Raw genomic sequence first — 26,037 nt, forward strand, 5'->3', positions numbered from 1 at the left:
TTTCCTGGTACCGATGGAATGGCGATGATCGACGTGCTGGGTGCCGACAGGGTTCCGATCTAGGTCGCCGGACCGCCACCGATCTCGACCACCCGGGCCCAGGCCGGTGGGCTGTCCGGGACGTAGTCGGGATCGTCCTCCTGCCAGGAGCGGTACGTCGTCGGCCGGGGAAAGAGTCCCACCACCGTGCGGCACGCCGGCCGCTGCGCCGGCCACGGCGTCTGGCCGTCGGTGAGCACCACCACGACGTCCGGGGCGGGTCTCGTCCGCAACGCTCTGGCGAATCCGGCGCGCAGGTCCGTCCCGCCGCCGCCGACCAGCGGGATCTGCTCGGCCCGGCAGAGCGCGTGCACCGCCCGGGCCGCCGCGTCACAGGAGAGCACGCTGACCAGGTCGCGCCGGCCCCCCACCGCACGGCCGATCGCGGCGATCTCCAGCAGTGCGCTGCCCAGCTCGGCGTCGCTGACCGACCCCGAGGTGTCGACGACGACGCAGACCCGGGGCGGCCGGCGGCGCAGGCTCGGCAGGATCACCCCGGGCAGGCTGGCGGAGCGGCGGGCGGGGCGGCCGTACGTGTAGTCGTCGCCCGCGCCGGCACTGCTGGTGGCCGAGCGTATCGCCGCCCCGAGCAGGGCCAGCCACGGCTGCGGTGGATGGAACGCCTCCTCCGCCCACCGCTGCCACCCCCTCGGGGCGGTACCCGGCCGGGCGGTGATGCCCTGCGCCACCCGGAACCGTACGGCGTCCCGCTCCTGCGCCGTGAGCCCGTGCGCGCCGTCCGGTCCCAGGTCCCACTCCCGGTCCAGCCCGTCGGCGCCGCTGCCGCAGTCCAGCCAGACGAAGTCCTGGGTGTGCGCCCCGAGCCGGAACTGGCGCAGGTAGTCCTCCATCAGTTCCCCCGGCTCGAGGCCGAGCAGCCTCGGCTCGACCGCGCCCTCGGGCCGGGCCAGCCCGTCCCCGTACACGTCGTCGTTGATCTCGCAGTCCGCCGCGATGTTCATCCGTAGCCGTTCGCCGGGCCCGACCAGCCCGCGTTGCAGGGCGACCCGGTCACCCCGGCCGTGGTGGTCGCGCAGCAGGTGTGAGACCTCGTGCACCCAGACCCCGGCCAGCTCCTCGATCGGGGTCCGGTCCACGAAGGCGGGCGAGACGTAACACCGCCAGTGCCGGTCCACGGCCATCGTCGGCACCCGCCGGGACTCCACAATGTGCAACGCGAAGAGCGCCGTCGCCAGATAGGGCCGGACCCGGGCCGCGTGCAGCCGGGCGGTGAAGAGCTTCTCGGTGTCGAGGGCACCGGCCGGGCTGTTCATCGGCCGGTCCCGACGGTGGCGGCGACCCGGGCTCCGACCTCGTCCGCCCGCCGGGTCAGCGAAACCACTCCGGCGAACCGGTCGATCGCCGCCGGGAGGTCCCAGTCGGGCTCGCGGAGTGCGGCGAGCGTCGTCACGGGTACCACCACCAGGTCCGGTGCGCCGGTCTCCAGCGCCCGGACCAGCAGCTTCCAGGCCGCGTCCCAGCGGGCCCGGTCGGGGCGCTTCCGGACCGCGTCGACCACCCCGTCGAGTACGGCCTGGCGCAGGTCGCCCCGCTCGGGCAGGTCCGCCCGGTCCGGGTTGGCCAGCAGCTGCTCGGGATCCGGCAGGTCGAGGCGATCCAGGCTGGCCAGCAACTCCAGCCCCGGTCCGTCGCCGACGGTGCCCCTGACCAGCATGGAGAGCACTTCCCGGGAGGTGTCGGCAGCGGTGGCGAAGGCGATCAGCCGCAGCGTCATGTCCCAACTGCGCGGTGACGGCCACGCCCCGCCCCGGCGGGCCTCGTTCTCCGGCAGCCGGTGCACGAGCCCGGGGCGGGCGGTCAGGAACTCGCAGACCGCACGCCGGGCGAACGCCACCGACTCGGGCAGCCGCTCCGGCGCGAGCCGGGGGAGCGCGGCCCGGGGCCAGGTACCGCCGAGCCCGCGTACCACGACCTGGTGGTCGTACGTCCACTGTAGGTGGACGAATCGGTTGGCCAGTGGCGGACTCAGCTCCCAGCCGTCGGCGGCCGAGGAACGGGGATTGGCGGCGGCCACGATCCGGACGCCGGGCGGCAGCCGCAGTGCCCCGATCCGCCGTTCCAGCACCACCCGGAGCAGGGCGGCCTGCACGGCCGGCGGCGCGGTGGAGAGTTCGTCGAGGAAGAGCAGCCCCCGGCCGGCCCGCACCAGGCGTACGGCCCAGTCCGGCGGGGCCATCGGCACGCCCTGCACTGCGGGGTCGTCGCCGACCACGGGCAGGCCGGCGAAGTCGGACGGCTCGTGCACGCTGGCGATCACCGTGGTCAGCGGCAGGTCGAGGGCGGAGGCGAGCTGGTTCAGCACGGCCGTCTTGCCGATCCCCGGCTCTCCCCAGAGCAGCACCGGCAGGTCGGCGGCGACGGCCAGGGTGAGGGCCTCCAGTTGCGGGTCGGGGCGCGGCTCGGTGGCGGTGTCGGCCAGCAGGGCGAGCAGGTCACCCGCGACGTCGAGCTGGCCCGACCCGGCCAGTTCCGCCGAGCTGCCCCCGCCCGATGCGCCCCGAACGGCGGGAGCGTCTGGAGTCGCCGGATCGGCAGGCGCGCCCGGAGCTGGAACCGAGGCGCGCGAGGGAGCCGGAGGGCAGGACGGGGCCGAAGCCTGGGACCGAGCCGGAGGGCGGGACGGGGATGCGAACCGGGCGGGGGAGACGGGCGCGACGGTGGAGGGTGCGGAAGGCACGGAGATACGCATGTGAGATCACCTTGGGGTCGGGTCGGATCCGGACGGGCCGGTGCGGAGGCGGAGCAGGACAGCAGGCGCGCTGGTCAGCGGTGATAGGCGTGCCGCGGATGTGTCCGGGAGGTACGCCCGGACCGGGCGACCAGCCGAGACAGCTCACGGCGGCGCCCGTGGAGCCCACTGGCCGGATGGGGTGCGGATTCGCCCAATCCGGCCCGGTACAACCCGTGCGACACCCGGCGCAGCGCCGCCGTCCGCAACTCCTCCCGCAGCGCGCCGGTACGCAGCAGCGCGTCCGGTCCGAGCAGGCGTTCGACGGCGGCGACGGCGGCCTCGGTGTCGCCGTGTTCCAGGCGGGCACGGATGTCGGTGAGGTTCTCCGGTTGGCGGTGTGCCCGGTCGATCTCCTGTAGACAGGGCAGCGGGGTACCGCTCAGCGCGGCCAGCAGTTCCTCGCGGCGGATCTCGGCGGGATCGTGGTCCAGCGCGACGAGCACTCCGTCCACCACGCCGATCCGGTGCCGGGCGCCACGACACACGACGAGCCGGGGTGTCGGCCCGTCGTCCGGGGGCGGCCGGGTCCCGGCGACCGGCCCGTCCGGTACGAGTGCCGAGGCGACCAGCGGATGCAGCTCGTCGGCCCGGATCAGCCCGGCCCGGAGCAGTGCCAGGTCGGGCAGGACCCAGGTCGCCGCGTCAGGTAGTACCGGCAGCGCCTCGGCGCGGCTCCGTGCGGGCAGCGCCCGGAGCCGCGCCCGGGTCGGGCCACCGGTCGGATCCGGCAGCGGCTCCAGCAGCAGCCGGTGCCGGGAGCCGAGCCGGACGGTGACGCGGGTACCGCCGATTCGGTCCGCGTCGAGCAGCAGCCGGGCCTCGTCGGGCCAGCGCGACACGGCACAGTCGAGAGCGTCCGGTATCCCGCCCTCCAGGGCAGGTATCCCGCCCTCCACTGCGAGCGTGCCCGCGTCGGGGCCCCGGTCCACGCCGGCCCGCATCCGCAACTCCCCGGCCCGGCGTACGTCCCAGAGGTGCCGGTGCAGGTCGAGCCGGAACCGTCGGTCCGGGCGGGGGTGCGGATGCGGCCCGGACGACCCGGGCCGGGCCGGGTCCCACAGTGCCAGGCTGATCCGCTGACCGCCCTCCGCGCGGGCAGGCGCGGTCCGGACCACCAGGTGCGGGGTGCCGGCTCCCGTTTCCGGGTACCGGGCCAGCGAGATGGTCAGTCCCGGTCGCAGCAGCCCGTCCGGCGCAATCCGGGGCAGGTGCCAGCGCAGCAGGTCAGGGGCGAGATGGCAGAGGTCGGCCCGGAGCTGGGCGGCCAGCTCGCGACCGTGGGTGCGTGCGACGCACCGCAGTCGCAGATCCACGTCCACGCGTGCGGCGGCACAGGCTCCGGCCCAGTCGCCGACAGCGCGGCGGGCGGTCGCCAATTCGATCATGGGGGGCGGCACGGCGAACTCGCGCACGCGCAGCCAGAGGGAAAGCCGGGAGTCTCCGTCCACAGTCGATGAATGCATCAGCACTCACCTTGGATGGACTGGACCCCCAATCTGCACAGGAAGGTGTTCATCGTCGAGCACAATACCGGCAACCGCACCGGGTGGCCAGACGGCCGCTCCGGCGCGACGCTCCAGCGGGCAACCCGGGACGGGCTCAGTCGCCGGCCGGATGCGGGACGACCGGCCCTGACGTCCGGGTGGCGGCCAGGAACCTCGCCAGCACCTCGGTGTGGGTGCTGAAGGCCAGCTCCGCCGGCTCGGTGAGCACCAGCCACTCGGTGGCCTCCTCGGTCGGTACCGAGGGCGGCAGCGAGTCGACCGGCCGCGCCGGCAGTACCCCGAAGATCAGGATCGTGCCGCCCGCCGGGGCGCTGTGCACCGCGTACAGTTCCGCCGTCCCGGCGTCGGCGACCAGGCCGGTCTCCTCGCGGAGCTCCCGGACCAGTGCGTCGCGCCAGTCCTCGCCGTAGTCGATGAATCCGCCCGGCAGCGCCAGCCGGCCCCGGCCCGGTTCGATGTCGCGGCGCTGCACCACCACGCCGATGCCGTCGGCGGTCAGCACCGGCTGGATCGCCAGCGCCACCGGGGACGGGTTGCGCCAGGTGGTCTGGCCGCAGTTGCCGCAGACCCGGGGCCAGGTGGGCGCCGAATAGGCGGAGCCGCAGTACGAGCAGTGCGAGTGGGCTACACCTGTCACGTCCGACGACGCTACCCGCCCCCGCCCGGCGGATATCGTGCGGGAAACGATCGCGAGGGACGAGGTGTTCTCCGGTGGGTTGGCTCCGGACGGTCGCCGGCCGGCTGCGCCAGGGTTGGCCGCCGGTGGTCGAGGCGACGCTGGCCGCGACCGTCTCCTGGGCGATCGCGGCGGCGCTGCTCGGCCACCCGCAGCCCTTCTTCGCCCCGGCCGCGGCGCTGATCGTGCTGGGGCAGGCCCGGGGCCAGCGGATGCGCCGGGCCGTGGAGGTGGTGCTCGGGGTCGCCGCCGGGGTGCTGGTGGCCGACCTCGTGGTGCAGGCCCTCGGCCGGACCACCTGGACGGTCCTCACCGTCGTGCTGCTGACCGTCGGTCTGGCCACGGCGATCGGCGCCAGCAACGTCTCGGTGGTGCAGGCCACCGTCTCCGCCCTCTACCTGGTGACGGTGCCGCCGACTACCGACGCGCTGGTGCCGTTCCGGTTCGTCGACGCGCTGATCGGCGGGGTGGTGGCGCTGGTGGCGAGCCAGCTGGCCAGCGCCCGGCAGCCACTCGCCCCGCTGCTCGCCGAGTCGCGGCAGACCTTCGCCGCGCTGGCCGAGCTGCTGACCGAGATCGGCGAGGCGCTCGACCGCCGCGACGAGCCGGCGGCGCTCGCCGCGCTGCACCGGGCCCGCCAGCTGGACGCCGTCGTGGAGCGGCTCCAGACGGCGGTACTGGCCGCCGGGGAGGCGCTGCGGCTGCACGTACGGCGGCGCCGGCACATCGGCCGGGTACACGCGCTCGACGCGTCCAGCCGGCAGGTCGACTACGCGGTACGCAACCTGCGGGTACTGGCCAGAGCCGGGGTCGCGTTGACCCGGCTGCCGGTGGCCAGCCCGCCGGAACTGGTCACGGCGCTGGGGTCACTGGCCGAGGCGGTGCGCTGCGCCGGCGAGGCGTTCGCCGCCGACCTGAGCGGGCGGGACGAGGCAGCCGACCGGTACGCCGAGCAGACCGACGCCGCCGCCCTGGCCGCGGTACGCACCGCCGGGGCCCTGCTCACCGGGAATCCTCCGCTGCCGATCATCATGATCGTGGGGCAGATCCGGGCAACCGCGATCGACCTGCTCCGGGGCGTCAACGCGGACGACGTCGCCGTGCTCGGCCGGGTCGACGAGGCCCTCGGCCTGCCGCCGCTCTGAGCGGGTACGGTGCCGGCGCGCGGTGCTGAGGCCGAGGTCCCGTTCCGGCTACCCGGCGGCCGGATCGCGGCCCATCGCCAGCAGCGCCACGTCGTCGACCGGCTGTTCGACGCCGAGAGCCGCCATGATCGTCGCGCAGACCGTCTCGGCGGGTCCGGGCTCGATCGCGGCGCGCAGCCGGTCCAGTCCGACGTCGATGAGTTCGTTGCGACGTTCGACCAGACCGTCGGTGTAGCAGACCAGCATGGCACCTGCCGGGAGGTCCACAGCGGTGCTGCGGCGGGAGGCGGGGCGGCCGGTGCCGAGCGGCAGGTCGACCGGGACGGGCACCACGTCGACCGGGTGCCCGGGCCGGGCCAGCATCGGTGCCAGGTGTCCGGCCAGCGAGACCCGGAGGTGCGTCCGGTCCGGACTGACGAGCGTGTAGAGCACCGTGGCCAGCTTGCCCGCCTCGAAGTGCTGGATCTTGAGGTCGAGCCGGGTCAGTGCGTCGGAGGGGTCGTCACATTCCAGGGCGTAGGCCCGCAGGGCGCTGCGCAGCCGCCCCATCACCACGGCCGCGGCGAGGCCGTGCCCGGAGACGTCGCCGACCACGATGCCGAGCCAGCCGGAGGGGAGGGTGAAGACGTCGTACCAGTCGCCGCCGACCCCGGTGTGGTGACCGGGTACGTACCGGGCGGCCATGTCCACGCCGGCCGCCTCCGGTAGCCGGGTCGGCAGCAGGCTGCGTTGCAGGGCGAGCGCGGCTGTCCGGTCGATGTTGCCCATCCGGGCCTGGCTGGCCAGGCTCGCCCGGTCGGCGACGAGTTGCAGCAGCCGGACGTCGTCGGGGCTGAACCGACGTGGGGTGAGGGTGCCGACGTGCAGGACGCCGACCAGTTCCGAGCCGGCGAACATGGGTACGCCGAGCATCGACCGGATGCGTTTGCGGTGCAGGATCGGGTTGACCACCTCGCTCGGGGTGACCCGATCGATCACCACCGGCTGCCTGTCCTGGGCGACCCGGCCGGCGAATCCCCGGCCGACGGCGATCCGGAAACCCTGCTCGACCTCCTCCTCCAACCCCTTCGCGGCGGTGGCGACGAGCTGTTGGGCGTGCTGGTCGAGCAGCAGTATCGCGGCCGTGTCGACCTGGAGCAGCCCGCAGACCCGGGCGAGCAGTTCGTCGAGTAGGTCCTCCACGCCGAGTCGGGACAGCGAGGAATCGGTCACCGCCTCGATTCGGCGTAGCCGTTCGTCGGCTCCGGAGTCGTCGTCCACCTCGATCACGCGGGAAAGCCTAGCCCGTGCAGCCTTCGGCGGGACCCTGGTCGGCGGGTGGTTCGGCGCGGCGATGCCGGAGACGAGGCGATGCCGGTTATATCCGGCGGAAGCTCACGATCGGCAACAAGTGGGCGTACGGGGCCGGGGGCACTAGGATCTGCGGGCGCGAGACCGGTCGCAGGGGCCAGACCAGCGTACGAGGAGGTCGGAAATGATCTTTATCACCGCGAAGTTCCGGGTGCTGCCCGACTATGCCGACAGGTGGGCCGAGGTGTCCGGCGACTTCACCCGGGCGACCCGGGCCGAGCCGGGCTGCCTCTGGTTCGAATGGTCGCGCAGCCTCGACGACCCGAACGAGTTCGTGCTGGTGGAGGCGTTCCGGGACGACGAGGCGGGCGCCGCGCACGTGCAGTCCGAACACTTCCGGCAGGCGCAGCAGAGCCTGCCGACCTACCTGGCCGAGACGCCGAGGATCGTCAACGCCACGATTCCGCAGGACGACTGGTCGATCCTCGGCGAGATGACCGTCCCCCAGCGGAGCTGAGTCGCCGGCCGGCCCGGAGTGCCGATCCGCGTCCACCCGGAACGGGACGGCGCGACCGGCACTCCGGGCCGGCGAGCGCGCCCGTCCCGGTCACTTCCCGAGCACTTCTGTTGCACGCGATCGTCGAGTGGGCCAGGTTGGACGGTTCCGGCGGGCGGTTCGCCCGCGACCTGCCCGTGTCGGTCGGGAACCGGTCCATCGCAGGGCGCCGTCCGGCTAGGGTGGCGGTGCATATGGCAAATCCGACCAGGTGTGACATATCAGAGGAGAACCGGCGCGATGCGGCTTGGCCTTCAGATTCCCAACTTCACCTGGCCGAACGGGTCGGCCGGGCTCGGTGCCGAACTGGCCGCCGTGGCGCGTACGGCCGACCAGGCCGGGTTCGAGTACCTGGCCCTGATGGATCACTTCTTCCAGATCGAGACGGTCGGCCCGCCCGAGGCGGAGATGCTGGAGGCGTACACCACGCTTGGCTTTCTCGCCGCGCACACCGAGCGGGCCACCCTGCTCACCCTGATCAGCGGGGTGCACCACCGGCAGCCGGGACTGCTCGCCAAGATCGTGACAACCCTGGACGTCCTCTCCGGCGGTCGGGCGATGCTCGGCATCGGCGCCGGTTGGAACGCCGAGGAGTCCGTGGGACTGGGCATCCCGTTCCCGCCGCTCGCCGAGCGCTTCGAGCTGCTGGAGGAGACCCTGCGGTACGTACTCCAGATGTGGTCCGGTGACGACGGACCGTTCCAGGGCAGGCACGTCCGGGCCGAACGGCTGCTGAACTCGCCGCAGCCGCTGACCCGGCCGCACCCGCCGATCATGATCGGCGGTGGTGGGGAGAAGAAGACCCTGCGGCTGGTCGCCAGGTACGCCCAGGCGTGCAACCTGTTCAACACCCCGGACCTGGAGCGCAAACTGGCCGTCCTGCGGGAGCACTGTGAGCGGGAGGGCCGCGACTACGCCGAGATCACCAAGACCGTCTACCAGTTCATGGACGTCGGGGAGAACGGCGAGAAGACCGGGCAACTCCTCGACGAGCTGCACCGGCTGCACGACCTCGGCTTCGACGTGGCGATCGGCGCGGCGCCGCAACTGCCCCGGCTGGACGTACTGGAACGGATCGGCACCGACGTCATCCCGGTGGCACGGGAGTTCTGACCGCACCCGCAGGTAGACCGCCGGCCGGGCCGATGCCGACGGCGGGCAGGATCGCCTGGTCGACGATGGCGGCGAGCACCTCCTCGCCGGGCAGGTGGTCGTGGTCGGTGCTGTACTTGAGCACCAGCGCCTCGCCGATGTCCATCACCACCGGGGTGAGCAGTGCCCGGTCGAGCTGGCCCTGCCCGGCGTAGTGCCGCAGGACCGTACTGGTGAAGGTCCCGCCCCGGGCGCCGAAGACCCGGGTGTAGAGCGCCGCCACCAGGTCGGGATGGCGGTGCCGCTCCATCAGGATCGTTATCACCGCGGTGGCGGCCGGGGTGGTCATCCAGGCGACGAGTTGGTGCAGCGCCCGGATCAGGTCGCCCCGTAGGTCGTCCGCGCCGGGGGACGGCACCTCCTGCGGGTGTGCCTCGTGCAGCGCGTCGAGCAGCAGTTCGCGCGGAGACGACCAGCGCCGGTAGAGCGACGTCTTGGCGGTGGCGGCCTCCTTGGCGATCCCCTCCATGGTGAGCCCACCGACGCCGACCTCGGCCACCTGGCGGAGTACGGCGGCGTGGATGGCCCGGATCAGCTCGTCGCCGCGTCGCCGGGTACGCCGTTCAGGCTCCGGGCCAGCCTTTTTCTCGGGCATGCTGCCTCTCAAGTAAGAAACGCTTGCGTATCTTATTTTCTCGATGTTAGATACAGGACCGTAGCTAATCATCGCGTCGACACTGATTCTGCCGACCACCCGCAGACCGCCGTTCGGCGCGACCTGCCATGCCCACATTCCTGGACCCTCGGGGGAGACAGATGTCCAGCCTTCCCGGCCACACCGACCTCGCCGCCCCGCCCCGACCGGCCGGGCCGACGGCCGCCCGCTCCCTCGCCCCCGACCTCGCCCGGGGCACGATGCTGCTGCTCATCGCCCTGGCCCACGCCCACATGTACCTCTACGGCCACGAGACCCTGTTCCGTGGCTACAGCAGCGACGGCGGCACCGTCGATCGGGTGGTCACCGGCCTCCAGGTGCTGCTGGTGGACGGTCGGGCGCTGCCGATGTTCGCCGCGCTCTTCGGCTACGGGATGGTCCGGCTGGCCGACCGGCGCGCCGCGTCCGGCGCCGACTGGCCGCAGGTACGCACCCTGCTGCGCCGACGCAGCCGCTGGCTGATCGTCTTCGGCTTCGTACACGCGCTGCTGCTCTTCTTCGGCGACATCCTCGCCACCTACGGCCTGCTCGGGCTGGTGCTGGTCGGCATGCTCCGGGCCCGGGACCGTACCCTGCTCCGGGTCGCCGGCCTCTGGACGCTGGTCTTCGTCACGGTCTCCGTCATCCCGCCGCTCGGGATCATCGAGAACGGTTCGACGCCGCTGCCGACCGACGCCGAGTCCCCACTCGCCGCGATCGGTCCCCGGGTCGGCACCTGGGCGGTGCTCGCCCCGATGCTGGCGCTGGACGTGGTCACCCCGATGCTGCTCGGCATCTGGGCCGCCCGGCGCCGGCTGCTCGACGAGCCCGGTCGGCACCGGCGACTGCTCACCCGGGTCGCGCTGGGCGGGATCGGCCTCGCGGTCGTTGGCGGTACCCCGCTGGCGCTCATCGACGCCCGGATCTGGACCGACTGGAGCGCCTCGACCGCCGTACCCGCGTACGTCCTGCACGCCGTCACCGGCATCGGCGCCGGCCTCGGCTACGCGGCGCTGGCCGGCCTGGTCGCACACCGCCTAGCGGCCGCGTCCGAGCGGCCCGGCCGGATCGCCACCGCGCTGGCCGCCTGCGGGCAGCGCTCGCTGACCTGCTACCTGCTCCAGTCGGTGGCGTTCGTGGCGCTCTTCTCGCCCTGGGCCGGCGGGCTCGGCGGGCGGCTCGGCGACGCCGGTGCCTCGGCGGTGGCCCTGGGCGTCTGGCTCGGCACAGTGCTGCTCGCCGAGCTGCTGCGCCGGGCCGGGCGGCGCGGCCCGGCCGAGGTGCTGCTGCGCCGGCTCAGCTACCGGCAGACCCCGCTCGCCGCCACCGGCCAGAGCGGGCCGGTGACCGGACGGTAGCGCCGAGCCGGGCGAACCGGGCCGACTACTATCGTGATCTCAGCGGCCTGACGCGGGAGCGGACGCCCGACGAGGTGTCGGGCTGCCAGCCGTCCAGCTCGCCGGGCCCGACCAGATGATCGAGGAAGGGGCCACGCGGTGGCGGCCATAGAACGTACTCTTGTCCTGCTCAAGCCCGACGCGGTCGCGCGCGGGCTGACCGGACGCCTGGTGCAGCGCTTCGAGGACGCCGGACTGAAGATCGTCGGCATCAAGATGAAGCAGATGGACGCCGACTTCACCCGCCGGCACTACTTCGACCTGGAGGAGCGGTACGGCAAGGGCGTCTACGACGCCACCGCCAGCTACATGCAGCTGGGGCCGGTGGTGGCGCTGCTGCTGGAGGGCGTCGAGGCGGTGGCAAACGTCCGCCGCATGATCGGCCCGACCTTCCCGGGGCAGGCGGCGCCGGGCACCATCCGGGGCGACTTCGCGCACATGTCGAAGGCGTACGCCGAGACGACCGGCAAGGCCATCGCCAACCTGGTGCACGCCTCCGGCAGCGTCGACGAGGCGAAGTACGAGTCCGAACTCTGGTTCGGCGCCGACGAGCAGTTCGACTACCCGGGCCTCGCCGAGCGGTACGTCTTCTGATCGTCCCGGTCACCACCCGACGACCAGTGCTCACCACCCGACGATCCCTGGTCGTGGCCCGACGACCACTTGTCGCGACCTGACGACCCGGGACGGGTCGGTCCCGCCGGCCGGCATGCTCCGGCCGGCGGGGCTGATCCGGCCCGGTTGGCAGCAGCCGGGCCGTCGGGTGGCGACTCAGCCGGCGTTGGCCGCCGACATCGCCCGGTGGCTGCGCATCGCGTGTTCGAGCACGGCGATCAGCACCTCCTTGCCGGACTCCCGTTTCCGGGCGTCGCAGAGCATCACCGGTACGCCCGGGTCGAGGCTCAGCGCCTGGGTCACCTCTTCCAGCTTGTACTGCCGGGCGCCCTCGAAGCAGTTGACCGCCACGATGAACGGCGTGCCGTGCTTCTCGAAGTAGTCCACCGACGGGAAGCAGTCGGCGAGCCGCCGGGTGTCGGCGAGTACCACCGCACCGAGCGCACCGAGCGCCAGCTCGTCCCAGACGAACCAGAACCGGTCCTGTCCTGGCGTGCCGAAGAGATAGAGCACCAGGTCGTCGTTGATGCTGATCCGGCCGAAGTCCATCGCGACCGTGGTGGTGGTCTTCGCCTCCACCCCGGAGAGGTCGTCGATGCTCACCCCCTCCTCGGTGAGGAGTTCCTCGGTCCGAAGTGGACGTGTCTCGCTCACCGCGCCGACCATCGTGGTCTTGCCGACGCCGAAGCCTCCGGCAATCAGGATCTTGACGGCGGTCGGCATCCGTTCGTTCGACGTCCCGGCCAGGTCGGCACCGTCAGAGTGCGCGTAGCCCATTTATCACCTGCTCAAAGATGCTGTCATCGGTTAGGACCGGTGTCGGCCGTGGCTCGAACACCCGGACGAGCTGTCGTTCGAGCAGATCACCGAGGAGCACCCGGATGGTGCCGAGTGGCAGGTCCAGATGCGCGGCCACCTCGGCGACCGAGAGCCGCCGACGGCAGAGCGTGACGATCGACAGGTGCTCCGGCCCGAGCCCGACGTCCCGGGCGGAGACCGCCCGCACCGTACTCACCTGTGAGATCAGGTCGAACTTGCCGGTCACCGGCCGGGCCCGACCTCGGGTCACCGCGTAGGGCCGGACCACCGGGCCGGCGTGATCGTCGACCCAGTGGACTTCGGGAGGGTCCTCGTGTTCGGTCATGGCCGCAGGATCACTGCCGTTGGACCGGTGCGTCGGGTGTCCGGGTGCTCGACGCGAGGTACTTGCCCGCCCGGGTCACCAGCATCGCCATCTCGTACGCGATCAGGCCGACGTCCGCGTCCTCGGTGGCGAGTACGGCGAGGCAGGCGCCGTGCCCGGCGGCCGTCACGAACAGGAACGCCGAGCGCATCTCGATGATGGTCTGCTGCACCGGCCCGCCGCCGAACCGCTTGCCGGCGCCACGAGCCAGACTCTGCACGCCGGAGGCGACCGCGGCCAGGTGTTCCGCGTCGTCCCGGTCCAACTCCCGCGACGAGGCCATCAGCAGCCCGTCGACGGAGAGCAGGATCGCGTGTTGGGTCTGTTTCACCCGACCGACCAGGTCGTCGAGCAACCAGGTCAGGTCGAGGTTCGACGCTGTCTTCTGCACGGGTTTGGTCCCTCTCTCTACCGGGAATCGGCGTCTCGCCAGACGGTGGGCGGTCAGGCCTCGGGCGGAGCCGGATCGCTGGTGCCACCGTCGTCCAGCGGGCGCGCGGCGTCGGAGCGTCCGCGCCGGGTGCCCGACTGATAGGAACTCATCATCCGGCGGATCTGCTCAGGAGTACGCGGGGCTTGTTCCTCCGCCGGCTCCGGTTCTGGCCGGTCGTCACCGTTGCGCAGCGGCGCGGCGAGGTTCGCCTGCCGCACCCGGACGGGCAGCCCGGACGGGGTCAGCGAGGCCGATCCGCTCGCCCGGCCGGACTCGGGTGGTGCGGGCGGCGTTTCGGCGGCGCCGGAGCCCGGTCCGGGCCGTGTCGTCGGTCCGACCGGCGCCGGGGGCGCCGTCGTGTCCGGCTTCGCCGTGCCGACATCTGTCCGGGCGGAGGTGCGGTCGGACCCGAGAGCATTGCTCCTCGGCGGAACGAGGTCCGGGGTCGGTGGTGCCAGGTCCGGCTTCGGCGGTGCGCCGGGGGACCGTCCCGGTGCGCCGAGCGGGCCTGGCGCGCTCGGCCACCCGGCACCCCGACGCGACTGCGGCGCCGGATCCGCCCCGGCCTCCCGGCCGGTACGGCGGGCCGACTCGCGCCCGGACGGGGGTGTCGACTCCCGCTCCGGCGCCCGTTCCAGTTCCCGCACCGCGGGTCGCCGCACACTGCCGCCGATCGCGCTCGCCGCGAGCCGCTCGACAGGCATCGATCCGGCGACCGACTCACCCTCGGCACTGCGGTCGGTGATCAGGTTCAACGGCAGGAGCACCACAGCGGTGGTGCCGCCGTACGGCGACTCCTTCAGCCGGACCCGTACGCCGTGCCGCTCGCTGAGCCGGCTGACCACGTACAGGCCGAGCTGGGCGGCACCGCTGGTGAGGGTGAACTCGTGCTGGGTGGCGATCCGCTCGTTCGCCGCGGCCCGGTCCTCGTTGCTCATGCCGAGGCCCCGGTCCTCGACCTCCACGGCGTAGCCGTTGGCGACCAGTTCACCACTGACCTGCACCGCGGTGTGCGGAGGGGAGAAGGAGAGTGCGTTCTCGACCAGTTCCGCGATGAGGTGGATCATGTCGCCGACCGCCCGGCCGGCGAGGTCCACCGCGCCGACCGGCAGTACGGTCACCCGGGCGTAGTCCTCCACCTCGGCGACCGCCCCCCGCAGTACGTCGATCATGGGGACGTTGCGCCGCCAGGCCCGGCCCGGCGTCGAGCCGGAGAGCACGATCAGGTTCTCCGCGTTGCGGCGCATCCGGGTGGCCAGGTGGTCCACCCGGAACAGGTCCTCCAGCTCCTCGGGGTCGTTCTCCCGGCGCTCCATCGCGTCCAGCAGGGTGAGCTGGCGGTGGATCAGCGCCTGGGTACGCCGGGCCAGGCTGAGGAAGATGTCCCGGACGCTGCGGCGCAGCTCGGCCTGCTCCACGGCGGTGCGTACGGCGGTCTCCTGGGCGACGTTGAACGCCTGGGCCACCTGGCCGATCTCGTCCGGGCCGGACCGCAGCGGTGGCGCCTCGGCGCCGACGTCGACCCGTTCGCCCCGACCGAGCCGGGCGACCAGGTCCGGAAGTCGCTCGTTGGCGAGCTTGAGTGCCGCCTGGCGGAGCTCTTCGAGCTGGCGTACCAGCGACCGCGCGGTGTTCACCGAGATGACCACGGCGATCAGGCCGAGGATGGACATGACCAGCATCCGCAGGATGGTTCCGACGGCTCCGGGGGTGGCGGCCTTGACCACCTCGTCGCCGCCGGCGACCTGCAACCGGTGCAGTTCCTGTAGCCCGGGCTCGACGGTGCCGCGCCACTCGTCTGCCGAGATGACGGGTCGGCCGTTCGGCCGTCCATTCAGGACGATGCGGTCCTCGGCCGCGCGCAACCGGCCGAGTGGTCCCTGCTGGAGCGCCTGGCGGTAGCGCTCCCGGTCGGCCCGGGGCAGCTCGGCCATCGCCTCGTCAGCCATCATCCGCTCGATGCCGATCAGCTGGACCACCCTGGAGTGCTCGGCCGGGCTGATCCGGTTGGCGGCGTGCGCGCCGGTCATCAGCGCGTCGACCTGGGAGGCCATCTCCCGCGACCTGGTGAACCGAATCAGGTTCTCGACGCGGCGGTCGATGTCACCGGCGTCGAGGTCGCCGAGCGAGCCGTACATCCGGAAGATCGCTCCGATTGCCTCGGTGAACGCCTGCGCGGCGGCCAGCCGGTCGATGCGGCGGCTGTCGATCGCCTCCCGGACGGCGTTCAGCCCGTCGAGTCTGGCCAGCGCCTCGTCGACCCGTCGTTCGAGTTCCGGCCGTGCGGCCAGCCTGGTGAACCACTTCCGGCTCTCCGAGCGGAAGATCGCCACGTCCGTACGCACCCTGCGGCGCTCGGTCTCCAACGTCTCCCCGGCCGGCGCCTGTGGGGTGCCGAGGTATCTCAGGGACTGCCGCCGCTCCTCCTGGAGGTTCAGGATCAGCGGCTCGCTCGGCGCGTACACCTGAGCTTCCAGGGTCTGCACCCAGAGCAGGTTGAACCCGTCGCGTAGGGTGACCCATGCGCCGAACGCCCAAAGTGCGGTTAGGGTGAGGAGCAGAGCGACAACTTTGGTACGCAGGCGCGAAGCACGAAAGCCCATTACACCGTCCCGTGCCGGTCGAAGGCGATTGATCGACTACTCGCCAGGTTCTGGCGTCGTGGGCGGCCCTGGGTCGCAGCCACGATCTTTGAGTACCCGGCGCACGCTAGCAGCGCCCGGTGTGATGCCTCAACCCCCGGTTTGAACGAAGATCGCCATTTTGGCCGCTCCCGGGCGGTTGGCCTGCTGATCAGAGACACCGGGAAAATCCGCACGCTGGCCGACTCCACTTCGGTCGGTCCTGCCGCGCGCCGGCCACCTCGGCGCCGGGCGGGTCGGTGTCCATTGATAACCTCCGTCGAGATCGGACTGTCCGGATGGGCCTGTCGGGGTGAGCGGAGGCGGATGCATGCTCGACCAGCGGCTGCACCACCATCTGGTGACCTGGTTGGGTCAGTGGCCGGCCGGTGGGTCGCTGGACGTGGTCGGCTCCGAGCGCCGGATCCAGCCGGGCTGGGACGGCGAGCCGCATCCGGTCGTCGGGATCGGAAACCCGCTCGGGATCGTACTCTCGGTGCCGCCGGACCGGGTCGCCGCCGTACGCACCCTCGGCGCCCGACCGGTCGCGGCACTTCTCGCCGAGTTGCCCGCCGTGCTGGACCTGCCCGGCTGGGTGGGCTACCGGGCGGTGTTCCGCTGCACGCTCGCCCCGGCGCCGCTGCCGGACGCCGGTGAGTGGGTCGACGCCACGGACCCGGTGGTGCCGCCGTGGCTGCGGCCGTTCGGCGGTGAGGTACTCGTGGTGCGGGACGCGGACGGCGACTACCTCGCCGGGGTGGGCATCAAGCGGCACGACGGCTACGGGCACGAGATCGCCGTCGGCACCGAGCCGGCCGGCCGGCGCCGGGGATTGGCGCGCCGGCTGGTGGCACAGGCCGCCCGGCGGATACTCGACGAGGGCGCCGTCCCCACCTACCTGCATGATCCCGGCAACATCGCCTCGGCCCGGGTCGCCGAGGCGGCCGGCTTCGACGACCGTGGCTGGTCCGCGTACGGGCTGGAACGGACGGACCAGCCGGCCTCCGGGTGACCCGGCAACGCGCGGTACAGCCGCGGACCGTGGACCCGCGCCGGGGCCCACGGTCCGCGTCCTCTCCCAGGCCGAAGTCCGGTGGTCACGCTGTACGTGGTGCTGGTAACGCTACGTATGTGTGAATGGTCAGGACAAGCCTGCGACGGCCTCGTCCGAACTGCCCGTTCGGCGGATTTGACCTGTTATGGATCAAGTTATGGCTAGGCGGTGAGGTGGAGTACCTCGGCGGCGGCCCGGCCGTTGGCGTGGCTGGCGCCGTACGTGGTGACGAAGGCGCGTACGCCCGCGGGGCGCCAGGCCGACGGCCAGCCCATCTCGACCACGGTCACCGGATTGCTGCCGGCCAGCGCCTCCACCAGTTCGGGGCCGCCCGCCAGGCGGTGCAGGTGCCGGCCGACCAGCACGATCGGCCGTCCGGCGGCCCGGTCCCGGAGCGTGCCCGGATCCGTCTCGGCGGCGACGACCCGGAGTTGTTCGGTGCCGTCCAGGTGTGGCCCGAGCCCCCACGGCACCCGCCCCTCGGCGATCGTGGACGCGGCGACGAGCTGCACCACAAGTGGCTGGTCGAGCCCGTCGAGGCTGCCCTCGACCCGTACGGCGCGGCGCGCGGCAGCGTACCCGAGGTCTGTTCCGGCGGCCCGGACCGGCGCGGCGGCCCGGGTCCACGCGGCGAGTGCGGCGGTCCGCTCGGCGGCCTGCTCGACCCTGGCCCGGTCGAGCCGGCCGTCGGCGAGTGCGGCGGCGATCTCGGCGACCACGAGTTCGACAAGTTCGGCGTCGACCTGGGCGCCGATGCAGAGCAGGTCGGCACCGGCGGCCAGCGCCCGGACGGCACCCGGGCCGACGCCACCGGCGGCCACCGCCGCGCCCCTCATCTCCAGCGCGTCGGTCAGCACCACGCCGGTGAAGCCGTATTCGCCCCGGAGCAGGTCGCCCAGCACGGCGGGGCTGAAGGTGGCCGGGGCGTCCCCGGTGAGCGCGGGGACCCGGATGTGCGCGGTCATGATCGCCCTGCTGCCCGCCTCGATCACCGCCGCGAAGGGCGGCAGGTCGCGGGTCCGGAGCAGCTCCACCGGTACGTCCACGGTGGGCAGTTCGAGGTGCGAGTCGGCGACCGTGGCGCCGTGCCCGGGGAAGTGCTTGGCGCAGGCGGCCACCCCGGCGGACTGGAGCCCGACCACCGCCGCGGCGGCGTGCCCGGCGACCCGGGTCGGGTCGGCGCCGAAGGCCCGGGTACCGATGATCGGGTTGTCGTCGGCGGTGTTGACGTCGACCGTGGGCGCGAGGTTGAGGTTGACGCCGACCGCCACCAGATCGTTGCCGATCGCGTGGTAGACCCGCTCGGTGAGCCCGACGTCGTGCACCGCGCCGAGCGCGGCGTTTCCCGGATAGGGGCTGCCGGTGGCGTGCGCCAGCCGGGTGACGTCACCGCCCTCCTCGTCGATCGCGATCAGCACGTCCGGCCGGGCCGAGCGCAGCGCGGCGGTGGTGGCGGCGACCTGGTCGGGGTGGTCGATGTTCCGGCCGAACAGGGTGTGCCCGGCCAGCCCCTCGGCGAGCAGGTCGAGGGCCCAGCCGGGCGGGCTGGTTCCGGGGAAGGCGGCGAGCAGGGTACCCAGCACCAGCCGGCGGACTCCTGGATCGGTCGGCACGTTCCTCCCCCTTCGGCCCTTTCCCTGGCTCCGAGTGTCGCATCGGGGTGGACCATCTTGGGGTCAAGCGCTGCCGGATCGGCTTAACACTCCGGCCGCACTGGACCATTACGCTACGGCTACTCCCAACGAAGGTTAGCCTAGCTATTAGGAAACCTTCTTAAACAAGTAGGGACACTGCATGGCGAGCACCCGGCTACCTGGCACACCCCGCCTGCTTCGCGCGCTCAACGACAGGGCCGCGCTGGAGCTGCTGTTGGCGCGGGGGCCGCTCACCCGCGCCCAGTTGGGCGAGCTGACCGGGTTGTCCAAGGTCACCGCGTCCCAACTGGTGGAACGACTGGAGGAGCGCGGGCTGGTCAGCCGGGTCGGCGAGCAGGCCGGCGGGCGCGGACCGAACGCACAGCTCTACGCCGTACGGCCGGGCACCGCGCACGTGGTCGGCGTCGACGTAGGACCCGATCGGGTGGTGGCGGCCTGTGCCGACATCACCGGCGAGGTGATCGGCCGGGTCGAGCAGTCCACCCGGGACACCGACGACCCGGTGGGCGTCGTGCACAACGCGGTGGTGCAGGCGGCGAGCGACGCCGGGGCACAGCTGTCGACGGTACGCCGGGTGGTGCTCGGCACGCCGGGCCTGGTCGACCCGGCCACCGGGGACATCACCTTCGCGTTCAACCTGCCCCGCTGGCACCGGGGACTGCTCGCCGCGCTCCGCGAGGACCTGCACACCCCGGTGGTCTTCGAGAACGACGTCAACCTGGCTGCGGTCGCCGAGGCGGAGTCCGGCGCGGCGCGCGGGGTGGACGACTTCGTGCTGGTCTGGCTCGGCGTCGGCGTCGGCCTGGCCATCGTGCTGAACGGCCGGCTGCACCACGGCAGCACCGGCGCGGCGGGCGAGATCGGCTACCTGCCGGTGCCCGGCGCGCCCATTCCCCGGGACGCCTCCCGGCGGGCGAAGCCGGCGTTCGGCCAGCTCGCCGGCTCCGACGCGGTCCGCGCGGTGGCCCGGGAGCACGGCTTCCGGGCCGGGTCGGCGGCGGACGCGATCCGGGCCGCCATCGCGGCCGGCACCGAGGGTGGGCCGGTACTCGACGAGGTGGCCCGGCGGCTGGCGCTCGGCGTGGCCAGCAGCTGCGTGGTGCTCGACCCGCCGCTGGTGGTGCTGGCCGGCGAGGTCGGCCAGGCCGGCGGCACCGCGCTGGCCGAGCGGGTGCAGCACGAGGTCGCCGCGATCACCCTGGTCACACCCCGGGTGGTGCCCACCGAGCTGACCGACGAGCCGGTGCTGCGTGGAGCGCTCCGGGTGGCGCTCGACGCCGTCCGCGACGAGGTGTTCGGCTCCACGCTCGGCTGATCCGACGCACCGGAGGGTGCCGGCCGGGGCCACCGGTCGCGATGCCATGTAAATATCTTTCGCTACCGACGAGTTGGATGCAAGGTCTCGACATAGACGGAAGTGAGGCTATACCGTACGGCCACCCGCGTCCCGACCCCCGGGACGTCCATCCCTCGGGGAGGAGTGACGGTGACCGAACGGACCCCCCTAAAGCGTGCGAGCCACCTGCTCGGCGCCACCCTGATCGCGTCCCTTGCCATCAGTCTCACCGGCCAGTCCGCACTGGCCGGACCATCCGGGGCCGACCTGCCGGCAGCCCCGGGCCCGGCCACCGCGGTCGGACCGCTGGCCGCCGCCTTCGACACCGCGGCGACCAGATACGACGTGCCTCGTGACCTGCTCGTGGCGCTCGGCTACGCCGAGACGCACCTCGACGGGCACGGCGGAGCGCCGAGCGCCTCCGGCGGCTACGGCGTCATGCACCTGACCAGCAACCCCAAGCTGCACACCCTGGACGAGGCGGTCGCACTTACCGGCCTGGGCCGGGACACCCTGCGCGTCGACTCCGCCGCCAACGTCACCGGCGCTGCTGCTGTGCTGCGCTCGTACGCCGACGGGGCCGGGCTCACCGCCGCACAGCGCCGCGACGTCAACAACTGGTACGGCCAGGTGGTCCGGTACGGCGGCGCCAGCACCCCGGCCGTCGCCCGGCTCTACGCCGACACCGTCTACGACCTGCTCGGCTCCGGGATCGCCGCCACCACCGCCGAAGGGGCGGTACGGGTACCCGCCCGCAAGGTCGCCCCCGACCGGGGAGCCCTGCGCGACGTGGCGCCGCTCGGCAGCCCCGACGGGATGGGCGTGATGAGCACCGACTACGGGCCGGCGGCCTGGGTGCCGGCGTACTCGGGCAACTACACCGTCGCGAACCGCGAGTCGACGTACCCGATCAACTATGTGGTGATCCACGTGACCCAGGGGTCGTACGCCGGCTCGATCAGCTGGTACCAGAACCCGGCCTCGCGGGTCAGCGCCCACTACACGATCCGCTCCTCCGACGGCGCGGTCACCCAGTCGGTGCGGGACAAGGACGTCGCCTGGCACGCCGGCAACTGGACCTACAACACCCAGTCGATCGGCATCGAACACGAGGGGTACGTCACCCAGCCCTCCTGGTTCACCGACGCGATGTACCGCTCCTCGGCGGCGCTCACCCGGCACCTCTGTGACCGGTACGGCATCCCGAAGGACCGGTCCCGGATCATCGGGCACAACCAGGTCCCCGGGGCCACCCACACCGACCCGGGGCCGCACTGGAACTGGACCTACTACATGCAGCTCGTCACCGGCACGGTCACGCCACCCGACGCGTGGTCGCAGACGGTCGACAACTCCTCCGACCGCTTCACCGCCAGCGCGAACTGGGGCACCTCGACGTACTCGTCCCAGAAGCAGGGCACGGACTACCGGTTCGCCGAGACGGTCGAGTCGAGCGACCCGGCCTGGTACCGGCTGAACATCCCGGAGACCGGCAGCTACCGGGTGGACGCCTGGTATCCGGACGACCCCGGCTACAACAGCGCGGCGCCGTACATCATCGCCACCACCACCGGCAACCAGACCGTCTACGTCGACCAGCGCTCCGGCGGTGGCGCCTGGCGGACCCTGGGCACCTTCACCCTGGCCGCCGGTGATGCCAACAAGGTGGCGGTGAGCCGGTGGACCGGCGGCACCGGCCTGGTCATCGCCGACGCCATCCGAGTCACCCGCGTGTGAAAGGAAGGGCCCCCGCTTATCGTTTTCTGTTGTAGCGGGGGCCCTTCCTAACACTCAAGCGGGTTCAGGCCAGGTCGCGGCGGTGGAAGGCGGTGAACGCGCTGCCGAGGGCGAGCGTGGTCAGCCCGAGCAGCACGGCGAGGCCGGTCGGCCAGAGAATCGAGTACGACAGGTCGCAGTAGTTCGAACCGGCCGACAAGGAACAGTCCCCGGACGTCGCCCAGAGGTCGATCCGGCCACCGACCCAGGCGATCACGTAACTGCTCAGCATCCACCGGTCCGGGCGGGTGACATCGACGAGTCCCATCACGATCCGGCCGCCCACCTCCCACACCACGCCGTACGCGGCCGCCACACCCAGCGCCGCCGAGGTGTGCCGGCCCAGCGTTGCGGCGGCGAAACCCAGCGCGGTGACCATCAGCACCAGCAACAGCCCTCGGGTGACGGTGCCGGCCAGATCGGTCCAGAACTCCGTATCCGGACTGCCGGGCAGGCCGCCCACCTCCGCGATGAGCCGGAACGCGCCGAGGTAGAGCACCGAGGCGGCCACCGACACCCCCAGTACCCCGGCGAGCAGGGTGCCGAGCTTGGCGCCGAGGACGACCATCCGGCGTGGACGCCACAGCAGCAGGTTCGTCATCCCGCCGGAGGTGAGTTCCGCGCCGATGTAGGAGGCGCCGACCAGGAAGCCGAAAAGGCAGAGGAAGACGATCAGGAAGTACGTCAGGTCGAGGATCTGCCGGTCGAAGACGAAGACCCCGGGGAGGAAGTCGGAGGCGTCGATCCGGTTCGGGCGCAGGTCCGCGCATCCGCCCTGATACAGCACGTCTCCATCGCGCGCATCCTCGCGTTGGAAGCGGAGGCACTGGATGTACTGCCGCTCGGCGCTCACCCGCCGCTCCGCGGCCCGCTCCTCGGCCACCCGGATCTCCGTGGCGGTGGGCTGGTGCGAATTGGCAAGCGTGGTGGCGATGGTGACCCCGAACGCGGTGACCAACAACACAAGCATCAGCTGTACGAAGCGACGCGCGGCCAGCCGGCCGATCTCGGCGCGTACCAGGTTCACGGCTTCGCCCCCGTCTCGTCGGCGCTGACGCTTATCTCCAGCGGCTCGTTCGGCCCGGCGTCCGGCAGCACCGACTCGTCGACCTGGCGCGGCACCCCGGGCCGGGGCCGGGTACCGGTGAGTTCCAGGAAGGCGCTCTCCAGATCCGGGGTGAGCGGGCTCAGTTCGCGGAGCCAGAGACCCTGCTCACCGAGGATCCGGCTGATCCGGGCCGGATCGTCGACCCCGGAGACCACCAGGTGGTCGGCGTGCACCGTGACCGGAAGTCCGGCCGCCTGGACGAGTTCGACCGCCCGGGGCTGGTCGTCGGCGACCCGGATCCGGAACTCCCGGTGGTCGAAGTTGGCGAGTACCGCCTCGACCGGACCGGCGGCGACCCGGCGACCCCGGGAGATGATCGTCACGTGGTCGCAGACCTGCTGGATCTCGGCGAGGAGATGGCTGGAGACCAGTACCGCGACCCCGGTGGCGGCGAGGGCGCGCATCATGTCCCGCATCTGGCGGATGCCCGCCGGGTCCAGCCCGTTGGCCGGCTCGTCCAGGATCAGCAGCTCGGGCTCCTTGAGCAGGGCGGAGGCGACTGCCAGCCGCTGCTTCATGCCCAGCGAGTACGCCCGGACCTGCTCGTCGGCCCGGTCCCGCAACCCCACCTGCTCGAGTACCGCGTCGACCCGCCCCTGCGGCACCCCACCGGCGACGGCGAGCAGCCGCAGGGTGCGCCGGCCGCTGAAGTTGCCGAAGAACTGCGGGCTCTCCACGATGGCCCCGAACCGGTGGACCACGGCGGGCAGCCGCTCCGGCGTCGGCTCACCGAACAGGCTCATCCGACCACTGTCCGGGCGGACCAGGCCGAGCAGCGTACGCAGGGTGGTCGTCTTGCCGGAGCCGTTCGGGCCGAGGAAGCCGTGCACCTGCCCCGGCTCGACGCACATGTCGAACCCGTCCAGCGCGACCCGGCGACCCCGGCGCAGGCTCGTGAACGTCTTGCGCAGACCGGCTATCTCGATCACTGCCGGCATGGCTCACCTCCCGGCAACGTGACATAGGACACGGCGCATCACCCTACGGCCCGGACGCTGCTCGCGGGGGGCACCCCGTTGCGTGGTTGGATGGTCGGGTGCGTGATGATCCGGTTTCCGTTTCCGCCGATGCCGGCTCCCCGGCACCGGTACCCCCGGACGTGGTGATCGACTTCCACGACGTCGGCGTACTCCGCTCCGGCAGCCCACTACTGCGTGACATGACCTGGCGGGTCTGGCCGGACGAGCGCTGGGTGGTCCTCGGGCCCAACGGCGCGGGAAAGACGACCCTGCTCAACCTGGCGGCCGGACGGCTGCACCCGACCACCGGCCTGGTGCACGCACTCGGCGAGCGGATCGGGCGTACCGATCTCGCCGAGCTGCGTACCCGGATCGGACTGACCACGGCGGCGCTGGCCGAGCGGGTTCCGGCGCAGGAGCGGGTCCGGGACGTGGTGCTGACCGCCGCCTGGTCGGTGGTGGGCCGCTGGCGCGAACAGTACGACGAGACGGACGAGGCCCGGGCCAACGCCCTGCTCGGCCAGCTCGGCGTGCTGCCCCTGGCCGACCGCACCTACGGCACCCTCTCCGAGGGCGAGCGGAAGCGGACCCAGATCGCCCGCGCGCTGATGACCGACCCGGAGCTGCTGCTGCTCGACGAGCCGGCGGCCGGGCTCGACCTCGGCGGCCGGGAGGATCTGGTGGGCCGGCTGGCCGGGCTGGCCCACGACCCGGACGCTCCGGCGATGGTGCTGGTCACGCACCACGTGGAGGAGATCCCACCCGGCTTCACCCACGCCCTGCTGCTGCGCGAGGGCGGCATCGTGGCGCAGGGACCGCTGACCGAGACGGTCACCGGCGAGTACCTCTCCAAGACCTTCGGGCTACCGCTGGTGGTGGAGCGCTCCGGCGACCGCTTCACCGCCCGCGCCGCCTGACCCACCACCGCACACGCCGCACCCCACCGCCGCACCGCAGCACCCCGGTGGCGTCGGGTTGAGCGGCGGGTGGGTGCGTCAGCGGGTAGGGGTGCGTGGCGGGTGGTGCGTCAGCGCGTGGTCGTGGTGGTGGACGCGTTCGTACTCGTAGTCGCGGTGGTGCTCGGGTCTGGGGTCGTGCTCTCGTCTGCGGTCGCGGTCGCGGCGCGGACCATCGGAAGCAGCGTCTCGGCCGCCAGGGTGATCTGGGCGACCGCCGACTGCGCGTCGCGCGGTGGCACGAAGACCACCGCGTCGGCGCTCGCCTCCCGGAGCCGGGTCACCGCCGTCGCACACTGCTCGGCGCTGCCGGCCGCGGTGAACCGGTCGAGATAGTGCTCCGGCAGGGCCGCCGCGAGCGCCTCGGTGCCGGACGAGGCGGCCAACATCGCGCTGATCTCGTCTGCCAGCTCCGCGTCGGCGGGTGGCAGCGCCCAACCGCCGGTGAGTTGGGCGGCGAACTCGCGGCGGGCGCTGGCTCGGCCCTCGTCGAAGTCCAGGTGGGCGTAGACGGTGAGCCGGTGGTCGTCGGTACGGCCGGCCTCCCGACGCCCTTCGTCGATCAGCCCCCGGGCCCAGCGCACGTACGCCGGACTGGACCCCTCGGCCAGGATGGTGCCGTCCGCCACCCGACCGGAGAGCCGCAGCGACTTCTCGGCGCGTACGCCGGTGGAGATCAGGGGCGGTTGCTCCGGCGGGAACTCCAACGCCACCTCGTGCAGCCGGGCGTGCCGGCCGGCGACGGTGACCTGTTCCCCGGCCAGCAGGGCGCGTACCGCCGCCACGGTCTCGCCGAGCACCGCCAGCGGCGACGGGTGGTCGGCACCGATCTGCCGGACCCAGCTGGGCACCCCGTGCCCGAACCCGGGCAGGATCCGGCCGGGGAACAGCCGGGCGAGGTTGGCCAGCTCCATCGCGGCCAGCGCGGGATTACGGAACGCCGCTGGGAGGATCCCGATGCCGATCTTGAGCTGGTCGGTCACCGCCGCGGCGACGGCGGCACCGGAGACGGCTCCGCCGAAGAAGCAGTCCTCGACTATCCACAGCTCGTCGTAGCCGAGCCGCTCCACCAGCCGGGCGTACGCGGGAAGCTGCTCCGGCGGGGTGTCACAGCGGTACATCACTCCGATCGGCATCTGACCCATGCCTGGCAGCCTGCCAGACGACACCGACAACGGCGCGTCCTAGACTCGGG

General features: G+C 72.5%; 23 protein-coding genes. 9 read left to right on the forward strand and 14 right to left on the reverse strand.

The genetic code is table 11. From position 1 onward, the window contains the following. Positions 1 to 59: 59 nt before the first annotated feature. The 4 genes from CLT71_RS30420 to CLT71_RS30435 all read right to left on the reverse strand — a co-directional run bounded on the left by CLT71_RS30420 (position 60) and on the right by CLT71_RS30435 (position 4,933). The gene (locus CLT71_RS30420) at positions 60 to 1,313 is read right to left on the reverse strand and encodes a DUF2201 family putative metallopeptidase (RefSeq protein ID WP_101370118.1); all 1,254 of its coding nucleotides are present in this window, start codon (positions 1,311 to 1,313) and stop codon (positions 60 to 62) included. After that, on the reverse strand, positions 1,310 to 2,749 hold the full coding sequence (locus CLT71_RS30425; protein ID WP_486483544.1) for an AAA family ATPase: 1,440 nt from the start codon (positions 2,747 to 2,749) through the stop codon (positions 1,310 to 1,312). The genes CLT71_RS30420 and CLT71_RS30425 overlap by 4 nt, the downstream gene beginning before the upstream one ends. Positions 2,750 to 2,823: 74 nt before the next feature. After that, positions 2,824 to 4,254: a hypothetical protein gene (locus CLT71_RS30430; RefSeq protein ID WP_199187776.1), complete on the reverse strand. Its 1,431-nt coding sequence runs from the start codon at positions 4,252 to 4,254 to the stop codon at positions 2,824 to 2,826. A 136-nt stretch (positions 4,255 to 4,390) separates the two neighbouring features. After that, entirely contained in the window at positions 4,391 to 4,933 is a 543-nt protein-coding gene (locus CLT71_RS30435) for an NUDIX domain-containing protein (RefSeq protein ID WP_101370119.1), read from the reverse strand. A gap of 74 nt (positions 4,934 to 5,007) precedes the next feature. Here CLT71_RS30435 and CLT71_RS30440 point away from each other — a divergent pair, with 74 nt between their 5' ends. Continuing rightward, on the forward strand, positions 5,008 to 6,117 hold the full coding sequence (locus tag CLT71_RS30440; RefSeq protein WP_101370120.1) for an FUSC family protein: 1,110 nt from the start codon (positions 5,008 to 5,010) through the stop codon (positions 6,115 to 6,117). Between the two features lie 48 nt (positions 6,118 to 6,165). Here the strand turns inward: CLT71_RS30440 and CLT71_RS30445 are convergent, their stop codons facing one another. Continuing rightward, entirely contained in the window at positions 6,166 to 7,386 is a 1,221-nt protein-coding gene (locus CLT71_RS30445; RefSeq protein ID WP_486483545.1) for a GAF domain-containing SpoIIE family protein phosphatase, read from the reverse strand. Positions 7,387 to 7,591: 205 nt separating this feature from the next. On the opposite strand from CLT71_RS30445, the gene CLT71_RS30450 reads away from it, so the two are divergent. Together CLT71_RS30450 and CLT71_RS30455 are read left to right on the forward strand one after the other, a co-directional pair. Further along, complete coding sequence (locus CLT71_RS30450) at positions 7,592 to 7,924, forward strand: putative quinol monooxygenase (RefSeq protein ID WP_101370121.1); 333 nt, start codon at positions 7,592 to 7,594, stop codon at positions 7,922 to 7,924. Between the two features lie 279 nt (positions 7,925 to 8,203). Continuing rightward, positions 8,204 to 9,076 (forward strand): LLM class F420-dependent oxidoreductase, encoded by an 873-nt coding sequence (locus CLT71_RS30455; RefSeq protein WP_101370122.1) that lies wholly within the window; start codon positions 8,204 to 8,206, stop codon positions 9,074 to 9,076. On the opposite strand, the gene CLT71_RS30460 is transcribed toward CLT71_RS30455, so the two are convergent. After that, positions 9,051 to 9,710 carry a TetR/AcrR family transcriptional regulator gene (locus CLT71_RS30460; protein WP_101370123.1) on the reverse strand — a complete coding sequence of 220 codons (660 nt, stop codon included), beginning with the start codon at positions 9,708 to 9,710 and terminating at the stop codon, positions 9,051 to 9,053. The two genes, CLT71_RS30455 and CLT71_RS30460, sit on opposite strands and share 26 nt — an antisense overlap. Positions 9,711 to 9,871: 161 nt before the next feature. Between CLT71_RS30460 and CLT71_RS30465 the strand changes: the two genes are divergently transcribed. Both CLT71_RS30465 and CLT71_RS30470 read left to right on the forward strand, forming a co-directional pair. Continuing rightward, the gene (locus CLT71_RS30465) at positions 9,872 to 11,107 is read left to right on the forward strand and encodes a DUF418 domain-containing protein (RefSeq protein ID WP_101370124.1); all 1,236 of its coding nucleotides are present in this window, start codon (positions 9,872 to 9,874) and stop codon (positions 11,105 to 11,107) included. Positions 11,108 to 11,245: 138 nt separating this feature from the next. Further along, positions 11,246 to 11,740: a nucleoside-diphosphate kinase gene (locus tag CLT71_RS30470; protein ID WP_101370125.1), complete on the forward strand. Its 495-nt coding sequence runs from the start codon at positions 11,246 to 11,248 to the stop codon at positions 11,738 to 11,740. A gap of 177 nt (positions 11,741 to 11,917) precedes the next feature. On the opposite strand, the gene CLT71_RS30475 is transcribed toward CLT71_RS30470, so the two are convergent. From CLT71_RS30475 to CLT71_RS30490, 4 genes are read right to left on the reverse strand one after another with little or no spacing between them, the layout of a single operon-like run. Next, the gene (locus tag CLT71_RS30475) at positions 11,918 to 12,538 is read right to left on the reverse strand and encodes an ATP/GTP-binding protein (protein ID WP_101370126.1); all 621 of its coding nucleotides are present in this window, start codon (positions 12,536 to 12,538) and stop codon (positions 11,918 to 11,920) included. Next, positions 12,519 to 12,905 (reverse strand): DUF742 domain-containing protein, encoded by a 387-nt coding sequence (locus CLT71_RS30480; protein ID WP_101370127.1) that lies wholly within the window; start codon positions 12,903 to 12,905, stop codon positions 12,519 to 12,521. Before CLT71_RS30480 ends, CLT71_RS30475 begins: the two co-directional genes overlap by 20 nt. Positions 12,906 to 12,915: 10 nt before the next feature. Beyond that, positions 12,916 to 13,335 carry a roadblock/LC7 domain-containing protein gene (locus CLT71_RS30485; protein WP_101370128.1) on the reverse strand — a complete coding sequence of 140 codons (420 nt, stop codon included), beginning with the start codon at positions 13,333 to 13,335 and terminating at the stop codon, positions 12,916 to 12,918. 53 nt (positions 13,336 to 13,388) lie between these two features. Then, positions 13,389 to 15,980, reverse strand: a complete 2,592-nt coding sequence (locus CLT71_RS30490) for a nitrate- and nitrite sensing domain-containing protein (RefSeq protein WP_101370129.1) — start codon at positions 15,978 to 15,980, stop codon at positions 13,389 to 13,391. A 349-nt stretch (positions 15,981 to 16,329) separates the two neighbouring features. Here CLT71_RS30490 and CLT71_RS30495 point away from each other — a divergent pair, with 349 nt between their 5' ends. Further along, positions 16,330 to 17,010, forward strand: coding sequence for a GNAT family N-acetyltransferase (locus CLT71_RS30495; RefSeq protein ID WP_101370130.1), 681 nt, complete (start codon positions 16,330 to 16,332; stop codon positions 17,008 to 17,010). Positions 17,011 to 17,213: 203 nt separating this feature from the next. Here CLT71_RS30495 and CLT71_RS30500 read toward each other — a convergent pair whose 3' ends face one another. Further along, a complete protein-coding gene (locus CLT71_RS30500; protein WP_101370131.1) occupies positions 17,214 to 18,665 on the reverse strand; it encodes a glycoside hydrolase family 3 N-terminal domain-containing protein in 1,452 nt (483 codons plus the stop codon). A 181-nt stretch (positions 18,666 to 18,846) separates the two neighbouring features. Between CLT71_RS30500 and CLT71_RS30505 the strand changes: the two genes are divergently transcribed. Together CLT71_RS30505 and CLT71_RS38325 are read left to right on the forward strand one after the other, a co-directional pair. Next, positions 18,847 to 20,022: an ROK family transcriptional regulator gene (locus CLT71_RS30505; protein WP_101370132.1), complete on the forward strand. Its 1,176-nt coding sequence runs from the start codon at positions 18,847 to 18,849 to the stop codon at positions 20,020 to 20,022. A gap of 171 nt (positions 20,023 to 20,193) precedes the next feature. Beyond that, positions 20,194 to 21,780 carry a golvesin C-terminal-like domain-containing protein gene (locus CLT71_RS38325; protein WP_101371932.1) on the forward strand — a complete coding sequence of 529 codons (1,587 nt, stop codon included), beginning with the start codon at positions 20,194 to 20,196 and terminating at the stop codon, positions 21,778 to 21,780. A gap of 64 nt (positions 21,781 to 21,844) precedes the next feature. Here the strand turns inward: CLT71_RS38325 and CLT71_RS30515 are convergent, their stop codons facing one another. Both CLT71_RS30515 and CLT71_RS30520 read right to left on the reverse strand, forming a co-directional pair. Continuing rightward, complete coding sequence (locus tag CLT71_RS30515) at positions 21,845 to 22,846, reverse strand: ABC transporter permease subunit (protein WP_101370133.1); 1,002 nt, start codon at positions 22,844 to 22,846, stop codon at positions 21,845 to 21,847. Continuing rightward, positions 22,843 to 23,865: an ATP-binding cassette domain-containing protein gene (locus CLT71_RS30520; RefSeq protein ID WP_101370134.1), complete on the reverse strand. Its 1,023-nt coding sequence runs from the start codon at positions 23,863 to 23,865 to the stop codon at positions 22,843 to 22,845. The genes CLT71_RS30515 and CLT71_RS30520 overlap by 4 nt, the downstream gene beginning before the upstream one ends. Before the next feature lie 98 nt (positions 23,866 to 23,963). Between CLT71_RS30520 and CLT71_RS30525 the strand changes: the two genes are divergently transcribed. Further along, positions 23,964 to 24,803 carry an ABC transporter ATP-binding protein gene (locus CLT71_RS30525; RefSeq protein ID WP_486483546.1) on the forward strand — a complete coding sequence of 280 codons (840 nt, stop codon included), beginning with the start codon at positions 23,964 to 23,966 and terminating at the stop codon, positions 24,801 to 24,803. Between the two features lie 110 nt (positions 24,804 to 24,913). On the opposite strand, the gene CLT71_RS30530 is transcribed toward CLT71_RS30525, so the two are convergent. Further along, entirely contained in the window at positions 24,914 to 25,987 is a 1,074-nt protein-coding gene (locus CLT71_RS30530) for an LLM class flavin-dependent oxidoreductase (protein WP_101370135.1), read from the reverse strand. Positions 25,988 to 26,037: the final 50 nt, after the last annotated feature.

The sequence above is a fragment of the Plantactinospora sp. CNZ320 genome, from assembly GCF_002846275.1.